The organism is Gluconobacter sp. R75690 (genome assembly GCF_015244525.1).
Taxonomy (GTDB): Bacteria; Pseudomonadota; Alphaproteobacteria; order Acetobacterales; family Acetobacteraceae; genus Gluconobacter; species Gluconobacter potus.
The window spans coordinates 167,872-176,885 of record NZ_JABCQB010000003.1 but is presented as its reverse complement, the minus strand read 5'-3'; the positions used below and the strand labels follow the sequence as shown (position 1 = coordinate 176,885).

Here is a 9,014-nt window from a genome sequence, read left to right as displayed (position 1 = left end):
ATCATTCGCCACAAGGAATACCCTCATGAGCGCAAACACCGTCGCCGTCAGCGATAGCAGCTTCGAAGCCGACGTCCTGAAGTCCGAAGGTCCGGTTCTGGTCGATTTCTGGGCGGAATGGTGCGGCCCATGCAAGATGATCGCTCCGGCACTTGAGGAAATCGGCGCCGAGTACCAGGGCCGCCTGAAGGTCGCCAAGGTCAATATCGACTCCAACCCCGAAGCGCCGACCAAGTATGGCGTGCGCAGCATCCCGACGCTGATCGTCTTCAAGGACGGTAAGCCGGTTGCCCAGCAGATGGGTGCGCTGCCGAAGAGCCAGCTCAAGGCCTGGATCGACCAGTCCCTCTGATCCTCCTGAAACGGGTAAGGGAAGGACGATCAGGGGGCGTGGTCACGATCCTGCGCATTGTGTAGGATCGTTTCATGCGCTCGAAAGCTCCGACCTTCCCGACCCCCGTTCTCCTGACCTCCAGTGAGGAGCTGGCCCGTATCTGCGAAAAACTGCAGAACGAGCCTTTCGTGACCATCGACACGGAATTCGTCCGGGAACGGACATACTGGCCCGAGCTTTGCCTGGTGCAGCTCGCCGGAACCGAAGATGTCGTCCTGATCGACACGCTGGCACCCGGCATCGATCTTGCCCCTCTCGGCGCCCTTCTGGCCAAACCGGACTGCACCAAGGTCTTCCATGCTGCCCGGCAGGACCTTGAGATTTTCCTCCATATTTTCGACCGCCTTCCGGCTTCGGTTTTCGATACGCAGGTTGCTGCCATGGTGGCCGGTTTTGGCGATCAGGTTGGCTATGACAGTCTGGTCGGCGCGATTACTGGTCGCAGCATCGACAAGGCGCATCGCTTCAGTGACTGGTCGGCCCGTCCGCTCAGCGCGGCGCAGCTTGCCTATGCCGCCGCCGACGTCACCCATCTCCGAACGGTCTATGCTGCGCTGCGCAAACAGCTTGCCGAGCAGGACCGTCTGCACTGGGCCGACTCCGAACAGGCTATCCTGACGGAAGAGAAGACCTTCCGTCCCGATCCCCGTCGCCTGTGGGAAAAGCTGAAGGCCCGGACCAGCAACCGGCGGATGCTTGGCATTCTGCGCGAAGTCACCGCCTGGCGCGAACAGGAAGCCCAGAACGCCGATATCCCCCGCCAGCGCGTCATCCGTGATGAAAGCCTGCTGGAAATCGCGGCCGTTCATCCGGATACGGTCGAGGCTCTCTCCCGCATCCGGGGGGTGACCCGGGGTTTTGCCGAAGGCAAGATGGGCAAAGGCCTTCTCGAAGCAATCCGTATCGCGCAGGAACTGCCTGAGTCCGAACTTCCCAAGGCCCCTTCGAAATCCGATCGCCCCCGGCCCTCCACAGCTCTCGTTGCGCTTCTGCGTGTGCTGCTGGCCGCCAAGTGCGAGCAGCACAAGGTGGCCCCCCGCCTGGTGGCTTCTTCGGACGATCTGGACCTGATTGCGCTTGGTGAAACCGATGTGGGCGCGCTGAAGGGCTGGCGTCGCGAACTTTTCGGTCTGGATGCCCAAGCGCTGGTCCGTGGCGAAATCGCGCTGGCCGTCGTGAACGGCCTTGTGGAGCTTCAGCGGGTCGCCGAACCGGCCTCGTAAGAACCGCCTTCGACGTGGCGGGGAGTTTCTGGTAAGAAACGTCCCGAAGATGTTCCGGGTCCGGTGGTCCGGGATTGAAAATCAACAGGATATCGGGCCGGTTCAGGCACCGAAGCGGGACAGGGAAACGAACATATGGAGTGGACGGACGAGACGATCGCCAGACTTCGCGATCTGTGGAGTCAGGGACTTTCGACCGCCGAAATCGGCCGCCAGCTCTCCATCACCAAAAATGCCGTCGTCGGCAAGGCGCACCGTCTGGGCCTGCCGCCCCGCCCGTCTCCCATCCGCAACCGCAAGGTCAAGGACGGTGAAACGGGTACGACGGAAGCCACCCCCCGTCGTAAAAGCCCCTCTCGCGCCAAGGCTGCCGAACCTGCGGGAGCGGACCTGTTTACGGATAAGGAGGCAGCTTCCGCCAAGATGTCTGTGGGTGTTGCGGAAAAGGTGGCAGAAAAGCCTGCTGCTCCGGTCCATAAAGCACCGTCTATCGCCCCTGAAGCCGCGAAACCGACGCCCCAGCCGGCCGCTGTCTCACGTCCCCACTCGGCGGCCGCCAAGGAGGCCGTCACAGCCCGTCGGGAGCCTGCTGTAGCCCCCAAGCTGGAACCTCGCGTCGCTCCCGCGCCGCGTCCGGCCATGCCGCCCCGCTTTTCGACCGCTGGCATCGACCGCCCGACCCGCCGTGGCCCGTCCTGCTGTTGGCCCATCGGCGATCCTGGTACACCGGGTTTTCATTTCTGCGGCGCGACACCGCTTCCCGGAAAGCCTTACTGCGCTGAGCATGCGGCTATTGCGTATGTAAAGATCCGCGACCGTCGCGATTAAAAGGCGCACTAGCCGGAAAAGGCCGTCCTCTCCCTCGGAGAGGCGGCTTTTTTTTATGCCTGTACTTCTGCACGGGCATCATTCATCGGATTGTAGGGAGTTTTGCAGAAGGCTGTAGTCAAGATGATCCACATCCCGCTTGCGGAAGTGATCCATGACAGCCATGTGCTACGGTCTGTAATGATGGGGGATCTGAGACTGCTTGAACGGCCAAGTCTCTGAAAAAGAGGAAAAATGGTGCTGCTGGACAGGATTGAACTGTCGACCTCTCCCTTACCAAGGGAGTGCTCTACCACTGAGCTACAGCAGCATACCGTTGCCTTGGCGCGCTTCGTAACGGGTCAGCGCGCCAAGCGCAAGCCTTAATCGTCCCGATGGACCTTTTCCATGCGCTCGTGGCGTTCCTGTGCGTCGATGGACAGGGTCGCGATCGGGCGTGCTTCAAGGCGTTTCAGGCCAATCGGCTCTCCCGTCTCTTCGCAGAAACCGTAGCTTCCGTCGTCGATGCGTTCGAGGGCCATGTTGATCTTGGTGATCAGCTTGCGCGCCCGGTCACGGGTGCGGAGCTCAAAGGCCCGGTCCGTTTCGACGCTGGCACGGTCGGTGATGTCTGATTCATGAATTCCGCCTTCCGAGAGACTCGCAAGGGTTCCATCCGCCTCTTTCAGCAGATCCAGACGCCAGCGCAGAAGCTTCTGCCTGAAGTACTCGACCTGAAGCGGGTTCATGAACTCTTCATTGTCGGAGGGTCTATAATCCGGCGGCAGCGTAATCATGCGCATCCAATCCCTGGCTGATCTGCCAACGTCCGCTTCCAACAGCCGCAGGCGATAACGCGCGGCTTATAGCCACCCCAGCCGCATCCGCCAACCCCGAACATGCTTTGCCCGTTTGTCGGAAAGCGCGGAAATCTGCGTCTCTGTTAGGGGTTTCTTTACCCTGTACGACCATCCTCAACACCTGAGACCCCCAGACCTGTCTTGCAGGCATCAGGATACACCCCGCCGCCCATGCGCTTTTTCACGCAATATCCGTTCCCCCTCCGGCCCCTGACGCAGCGACTGACTGCGTTTGTCTGTGTCGGACTGCTCCTCCTGCCGGGCTTTACGCTGGCAGCCAGCGTCCGCATCAAGGACATCACGGACATGGAAGGTGTCCGGAGCAACCAGTTGATCGGATACGGTCTAGTGGTGGGCCTGAATGGCACGGGCGATCGCCTGACGAACACGATTTTCACCCGCGAAACCCTCATTTCCATGCTGAACCGGCTGGGTGTGAATATCCGCGATCAGGAAACCCAGCTTCAGACGCATGACGTTGCCGCTGTCATGGTCACGGCCGATCTTCCGGCGTTTGTGCACGGAGGCAACCGGATCGATGTCACGGTCTCGGCGGCGGGCGATGCGTCTTCCCTGACAGGCGGAACGCTTCTCGTAACGCCGCTGATGGCTGCTGACGGTGAGGTCTATGCTGTTGCGCAGGGGTCTCTGGCGACCAATGCCTTTTCGGCCCGTGGTGCGGCTGCGTCCATTACCCGCAACGTGCCGACCAGCGGACATATCGCCAATGGCGGTATCGTCGAACGCGAAGTCCCCTTTGACCTCAGTCATCGTGCGAACCTGCATCTGAGCCTGCGTAATCCCGATTTCACGACGGCGAGTCGGATCGCGGCCATCATCAACCGGACCTTTGGGCCGATTGCGATCGTTCAGGATCCACGGACAGTCCTGCTGGATCTGAGCAATCATGATCCTGTCTCCACGCTCTCCCGAATCGGAGACCTTCTGGTCACTCCGGATACGCCGGCTAAGGTGGTCGTAGACGAAGCCAGTGGCACCATCATCATGGGGGCAGACGTCCGGATCAGCACGGTTGCCGTGGCGCAGGGCAACCTGACGGTTCAGGTGACGGAGACGCCCCAGGTCTCCCAGCCAGGGCCATTCTCCGGCGGTCAGACGGCCATCGTGCCCCGCACAAACGTCAAGGTGGACACGGGCAAGACCCATCATCTTGCGGTCGTTCCGGGGGGCACCACGCTCCGGGAGCTTGTTTCAGGGCTGAATGCGCTGGGAGTAGGGCCAAGAGACATGATCAGCATTCTGCAGGCCATCAAGGCCGATGGCGCCCTGCAGGCAGAACTGGAGATGCGTTGATGACAGTATCCTCGACCACCGCCACGGTATCGCAGGGATTGCCACTGCACGGGCAGAAGGCAGATCCGGCCAAGACTCTCAAGTCGGCTCAGAGTTTCGAGTCGATGGCTATCAACCAGATGCTTCAGCCCATGTTCGCGACCGATGACAACAGCGAGAATATGTTCAGCGGTGGAGCAGGGGAAAAGCAGTTCCGGCCCATGCTGGTGGAACAGATCGCCAAGCAGATGGAAAATAACGGTGGAATAGGCCTGACGGACGCGATTGACCGTCAGATGCTGGCCATGCAGGAGCAGAAATGAGCGCTTCCATTATTCCGGTCATGCAGCGGCTGATCGCCATTCTCGAAGCGGAAAACTCTGCACTGGAAGAGGCGCGGATTCCGGACGCTCTGGCTCTTCTTCCGGAAAAGCAGGATGCAGCCAGAACGCTGGAGCAGGAAGTTTCCGCGGCCAATGACCGCAGGGAGAATCTTTGCCCGTGCCGCCCGGAGGACGATGAGGCTGTTGCGCGGGGTGACTCGCCGGCCTTCCCCTATCGCGACCTGCTGGAACAGATGACGGAACTGGGCAATCGCAATGGCGAGCTTCTGCAAAGGGCCATTACAGCCCAGAAGCGCGTCATCGAACTGCTGACATCCACGCCGATGACAGCTCAGCCGCAGAATTACGGCAATCAGGGTGGCTATGCTCCCGTGACTGACAGGCCGGCCCTGTTTGTCAGCAAGGTCTGAGCTGCAGGGTCAGTCTTCGGCGAGAACCTGATGACTGACCTTGACCCTTCCGACGCGTCGGCGATCCATTTCCAGAACCTCGAACAGCCAGCCCCCGAACGCCACCTTGTCTCCCCGGGCCGGAACGCGCCGCAAAAGCGCCAGCATCACGCCGCCGAGGGTATGATAACCGCCGGCGCCTGGTAGTTCCGGCAGGTCGAGACGGGAACGCAGTTCGTCCGCCGGCATGAAGCCATCGAAAATATATTCGTCTTCACCTTCGGCCGCCTGAAGTTCCGAAGACGAGGATTCGGTCTTTTCCTCGCCGACAATGGCTTCGAAAACGTCCGAAGGTGTCACGATGCCCTCGAAGGAGCCGTATTCGTCCAGGACGAAGGTGATGCCAAGATTGACGCCGCGCATGCGCTCGATCATGTCCTGGGCGCTGAGGCTGTCTGGAATGACCGGCGGCTCACGCAGGACCGCATCGACGGAAACCGGAAGCTTCAGCAGCAGCCGGTCCATGATGTCCTTGGCCAGAATGACACCGACGGGATGATCGACGTCTCCCTCACAGACGACAATCCGGGCGTAGGAAGACTGGCGCAGTTTGCGGACCAGTGTTTCCTGATCCGCATGTCTGTCGATCCAGAAAAGCTCGTTGCGGGGGGTCATTATGGCGCGGACGGGGCGGTCTGCCAGACGCAGAAGGCGCTCGATCATGGCCTGTTCGTCGGTTTCGAGAACGCCTGCGCGGGCACCTTCGGCCAGAACGGCTTTCAGTTCCTCTTCCGTTACCGCTGCGCGTGTCAGGGGGCCGACACGGAGCAGGCGGAGCACCAGCGAGGACGTGCCGCTGAGCAGCCAGACAATGGGCTGTGCGATCCGGGCCACGCCGACCAGCAGCCATGCCAGCCGCGAGGCAATGGCTTCTGGTTGCTGCAACGCGATCTGTTTGGGGATGAGTTCACCGAAAACCAGCATGGCGAAGGTGATCATCGCCACGACCAGCACGATCGAGACTTCGCTCGCAATCGGACGGAGGGAGGGAATATTGGCGATCCATGCCGTGACGGTACTTTCCATCTGGCTGCCGCCAAACGTACCTTCAAGGATGGAGACCAGCGTCATGCCCACCTGAACGGTCGGCAGGAAGCTGTGCGGATCTTCTGCCAGCCGGATTGCGGTCGTAGCCCCCCGGACTCCCTGCTTGGCCAGTACGTCCAGCCGTGGCCGCTTTGCCGAGATGAGTGCCATTTCTCCCATGGCAAACACGGCATTGAGGAAAATGAGCAGACAGATAACGAGGATAGGGGTCAGCATGATCCGGCCAGAATAATGAAGACACAATCATAACAGGACGACTGGCGGATGCCATGCCCTTGATTGCGCCCCCGCAGCGGAAAGACTTTCCCCATAAAAAAACCGGCTCGCGAAGAGCCGGTTTTCTGTTTCGTACCAAGGAGGAAGCGCGTCTTCAGTCTGCTGCGTCAGCCACATCCGAGACCGTGTTGGCCGGACGGCCATTCACGCGGACGCGGGGACCGCGGGCCGGCTTGGCGCCCGTGGAGATCCGCTCCATCTGCTGCTGGACCTGCTCCTCGTAGCCGTATTCGGCCGGGCGCTGGTTGGCGAGCGAGATTTCCGGGACCATCGGCTTTTCGGTTTCCGGTCCGAACAGGGCCACCTTGGCGATATGCCAGGGACGCGCGACGGCATCCATGACGGCCGTGGACTCGTAGCCGGAATGCACCATGCAGTCGGCGCATTTTTCGTAAGCGCCGGTGCCGTACTGCTCCCAGGCCGTATCGTCCATCAGCTCCTTGAAGGTCTTGGCATAGCCTTCGCCGAGCAGATAGCACGGACGCTGCCAGCCGAAGACCGTGCGAAGCGGCTTGCCCCACGGCGTGCAGTGATAGTTCTCGTTGCCGGCCAGGAAGTTCAGGAACAGCGGAGACTGCGTGAAGCGCCACTTCTTGCCCTTGCCGAGGCGGAAGATGTCGCGGAACAGCTGCTTCGTCTTCTGGCGGTTCAGGAAGTGTGCCTGGTCCGGTGCGCGCTCATAGGCATAGCCCGGAGCGGTCATGATGCCGTCCACGCCCATCGCCATGACTTCGTCGAAGAAGGCCGCAACGCGTTCCGGAACTGCGCCGTCGAACAGGGTGCAGTTGATGGAGACGCGGAAACCACGGGACTTCGCAAGACGGATCGCTGCGGTCGCACGCTCGAAAACGCCTTCCTGACAGACGGAAGCGTCATGCATGAGCTGGTCGCCATCCAGATGCACGTCCCAGGAGAAGAACGGGGAGGGCTCGTAATCGTCGAGCTTCTTCTCCAGCAGCAGGCCGTTCGTGCACAGGTAGACGTATTTTTTCCGCCCGATCAAACCTTTGACGATCTGGGGCATTTCCTTGTGCAGGAGAGGTTCACCACCGGCGATGGCGATGACGGGGGCACCGGCTTCCGTGTCGGCATCCAGGCATTCCTGAAGGCTGAGACGCTGGTTCAGGATCTGCGCAGGGTAGTCGATCTTGCCACACCCGGCGCACGCCAGGTTGCAGCGGAACAGCGGTTCGAGCATCAGGACCAGCGGATAGCGCTTGCGGCCCGTGAGGTGCTGCTTGACAACGTACCGTCCGACTCGGACAGCCTGCATCAAAGGAACGGCCATTATAATCCTCTGGTTCTAGCCTCCGGAAGGTGCGTCCATAGGGCGCCCGGGGCCTTGCACATCGTGGATGGCCCGTGGCTGTCTTCCTTGTCCCGGCTCCGGAAAGTCGGGAAACATGAAGGACCATCGAGCATTAGATTGACTGCCTATAGACCCATTGTCGTGTTCGCCTCAATGTCAGGCTGCATAATTCGCATCAGGGCTGTGGCTAATCGAGCACAGATGGATCTATGGATGCCAGAACTTGTTACAGGGAACTTGATACAGTGTGTCATGAACCTGATCTCTACGCACGGAACTGTCTACAGGACGAAAGCACGATCATGATTTGCCGTTTTTCCCCGAAAGTGACCCTGTCCCTTCTGTCAGCCTGTCTCCTGACGGGGCCTGTCGCCATGACGGCGCTCTCCTCCCCTGCCCTGGCCCAGACGGCCGCCGAGGCCGCACCGGCTGATGCGACATCTGCGGTGGCGCCGATCTCGGCCCTGTATGACGCCCTGAAAGCCGCCCAGAAGACGGGAAAGACCGCCCAGCAGCGCGCGACGATGATCGCCCCGGCCGTGGATCGTGCCTTTGACCTCGAAGCGATTCTCCGTCGCTCGGTCGGCGTGCGTTACAACAGCCTGAGCCCAGCAGACCGGACCCGTCTGCTGGGATCTTTCCGCCAGTTCACGATTGCGCGCTATGCTTCTTCGTTCAAACCCGAAGCTCCGGCCGCCTTCACGGTCAACCCGCAGACGCGCCCCAACCCGACTGGCGGCCTGATTGTCGATACGACGATCGGTGGCACGGATGGGGGTGATGTCACGCCGATCGACTACATCATGACGAATGGTACCTCCGGCTGGCGGATCACTGACGTCCTGCTCAACGCCCATATCAGCCAGGTGGCCGCCCAGCGCGCCGATTTCGGCGGAGCTCTGAGCCAGGGGGGCGCCAGCGGTCTGGCAGATCATCTGGACAGTAAGACTGCCCATTTCCTGCATGACTGAGTCCGCCCCCGCGACGGCACCCTTTCCCAAAAACGTTCGGG

General features: G+C 60.9%; 10 protein-coding genes and 1 tRNA gene. 7 read left to right on the top strand and 4 right to left on the bottom strand.

The window, feature by feature from the left end; all coding sequences use genetic code 11:
* The first annotated feature begins 25 nt into the window (after nucleotides 1-25).
* From trxA to HKD27_RS04775, 3 genes are all read left to right on the top strand, one after another.
* A complete protein-coding gene (gene trxA / locus HKD27_RS04785; RefSeq protein WP_011252202.1) occupies nucleotides 26-352 on the top strand; it encodes a thioredoxin TrxA in 327 nt (108 codons plus the stop codon).
* Between the two features lie 74 nt (nucleotides 353-426).
* Nucleotides 427-1,617, top strand: coding sequence for a ribonuclease D (rnd, locus tag HKD27_RS04780; RefSeq protein ID WP_194688693.1), 1,191 nt, complete (start codon nucleotides 427-429; stop codon nucleotides 1,615-1,617).
* Nucleotides 1,618-1,752: 135 nt separating this feature from the next.
* The gene (locus HKD27_RS04775; RefSeq protein WP_194688694.1) at nucleotides 1,753-2,445 is read left to right on the top strand and encodes a GcrA family cell cycle regulator; all 693 of its coding nucleotides are present in this window, start codon (nucleotides 1,753-1,755) and stop codon (nucleotides 2,443-2,445) included.
* A gap of 235 nt (nucleotides 2,446-2,680) precedes the next feature.
* Here the strand turns inward: HKD27_RS04775 and HKD27_RS04770 are convergent.
* A tRNA-Thr gene (locus HKD27_RS04770) sits at nucleotides 2,681-2,755 on the bottom strand.
* A gap of 52 nt (nucleotides 2,756-2,807) precedes the next feature.
* Nucleotides 2,808-3,221, bottom strand: a complete 414-nt coding sequence (gene dksA, locus HKD27_RS04765; RefSeq protein ID WP_041112617.1) for an RNA polymerase-binding protein DksA — start codon at nucleotides 3,219-3,221, stop codon at nucleotides 2,808-2,810.
* A 234-nt stretch (nucleotides 3,222-3,455) separates the two neighbouring features.
* Here dksA and HKD27_RS04760 point away from each other — a divergent pair, with 234 nt between their 5' ends.
* The 3 genes from HKD27_RS04760 to HKD27_RS04750 are packed head-to-tail and all read left to right on the top strand — an operon-like array spanning nucleotide 3,456 to nucleotide 5,331.
* A complete protein-coding gene (locus HKD27_RS04760; protein WP_194688695.1) occupies nucleotides 3,456-4,598 on the top strand; it encodes a flagellar basal body P-ring protein FlgI in 1,143 nt (380 codons plus the stop codon).
* On the top strand, nucleotides 4,598-4,900 hold the full coding sequence (locus HKD27_RS04755; protein ID WP_011252197.1) for a rod-binding protein: 303 nt from the start codon (nucleotides 4,598-4,600) through the stop codon (nucleotides 4,898-4,900). Before HKD27_RS04760 ends, HKD27_RS04755 begins: the two co-directional genes overlap by 1 nt.
* The gene (locus HKD27_RS04750) at nucleotides 4,897-5,331 is read left to right on the top strand and encodes a flagellar protein FlgN (RefSeq protein WP_194688696.1); all 435 of its coding nucleotides are present in this window, start codon (nucleotides 4,897-4,899) and stop codon (nucleotides 5,329-5,331) included. Before HKD27_RS04755 ends, HKD27_RS04750 begins: the two co-directional genes overlap by 4 nt.
* 9 nt (nucleotides 5,332-5,340) lie before the next feature.
* Here HKD27_RS04750 and HKD27_RS04745 read toward each other — a convergent pair whose 3' ends face one another.
* Both HKD27_RS04745 and hpnH read right to left on the bottom strand, forming a co-directional pair.
* Nucleotides 5,341-6,633, bottom strand: coding sequence for a hemolysin family protein (locus HKD27_RS04745; RefSeq protein WP_041111211.1), 1,293 nt, complete (start codon nucleotides 6,631-6,633; stop codon nucleotides 5,341-5,343).
* 154 nt (nucleotides 6,634-6,787) lie between these two features.
* The gene (gene hpnH / locus HKD27_RS04740; protein ID WP_011252194.1) at nucleotides 6,788-7,981 is read right to left on the bottom strand and encodes an adenosyl-hopene transferase HpnH; all 1,194 of its coding nucleotides are present in this window, start codon (nucleotides 7,979-7,981) and stop codon (nucleotides 6,788-6,790) included.
* A gap of 323 nt (nucleotides 7,982-8,304) precedes the next feature.
* Here hpnH and HKD27_RS04735 point away from each other — a divergent pair, with 323 nt between their 5' ends.
* The gene (locus HKD27_RS04735) at nucleotides 8,305-8,973 is read left to right on the top strand and encodes an ABC transporter substrate-binding protein (RefSeq protein WP_194688697.1); all 669 of its coding nucleotides are present in this window, start codon (nucleotides 8,305-8,307) and stop codon (nucleotides 8,971-8,973) included.
* Nucleotides 8,974-9,014: the final 41 nt, after the last annotated feature.

Excerpts from the sequence above, each read along its gene's own strand:
- HKD27_RS04750 (WP_194688696.1), top strand. The coding sequence starts at position 4,897 with ATGAGCGCTTCCATTATTCCGGTCATGCAGCGGCTGATCGCCATTCTC.
- trxA (WP_011252202.1), top strand. The coding sequence starts at position 26 with ATGAGCGCAAACACCGTCGCCGTCAGCGATAGCAGCTTCGAAGCCGAC.
- dksA (WP_041112617.1), bottom strand. The coding sequence starts at position 3,221 with ATGATTACGCTGCCGCCGGATTATAGACCCTCCGACAATGAAGAGTTC.
- HKD27_RS04775 (WP_194688694.1), top strand. The coding sequence starts at position 1,753 with ATGGAGTGGACGGACGAGACGATCGCCAGACTTCGCGATCTGTGGAGT.
- HKD27_RS04735 (WP_194688697.1), top strand. The coding sequence starts at position 8,305 with ATGATTTGCCGTTTTTCCCCGAAAGTGACCCTGTCCCTTCTGTCAGCC.
- rnd (WP_194688693.1), top strand. The coding sequence starts at position 427 with ATGCGCTCGAAAGCTCCGACCTTCCCGACCCCCGTTCTCCTGACCTCC.
- hpnH (WP_011252194.1), bottom strand. The coding sequence starts at position 7,981 with ATGGCCGTTCCTTTGATGCAGGCTGTCCGAGTCGGACGGTACGTTGTC.
- HKD27_RS04755 (WP_011252197.1), top strand. The coding sequence starts at position 4,598 with ATGACAGTATCCTCGACCACCGCCACGGTATCGCAGGGATTGCCACTG.
- HKD27_RS04745 (WP_041111211.1), bottom strand. The coding sequence starts at position 6,633 with ATGCTGACCCCTATCCTCGTTATCTGTCTGCTCATTTTCCTCAATGCC.
- HKD27_RS04760 (WP_194688695.1), top strand. The coding sequence starts at position 3,456 with ATGCGCTTTTTCACGCAATATCCGTTCCCCCTCCGGCCCCTGACGCAG.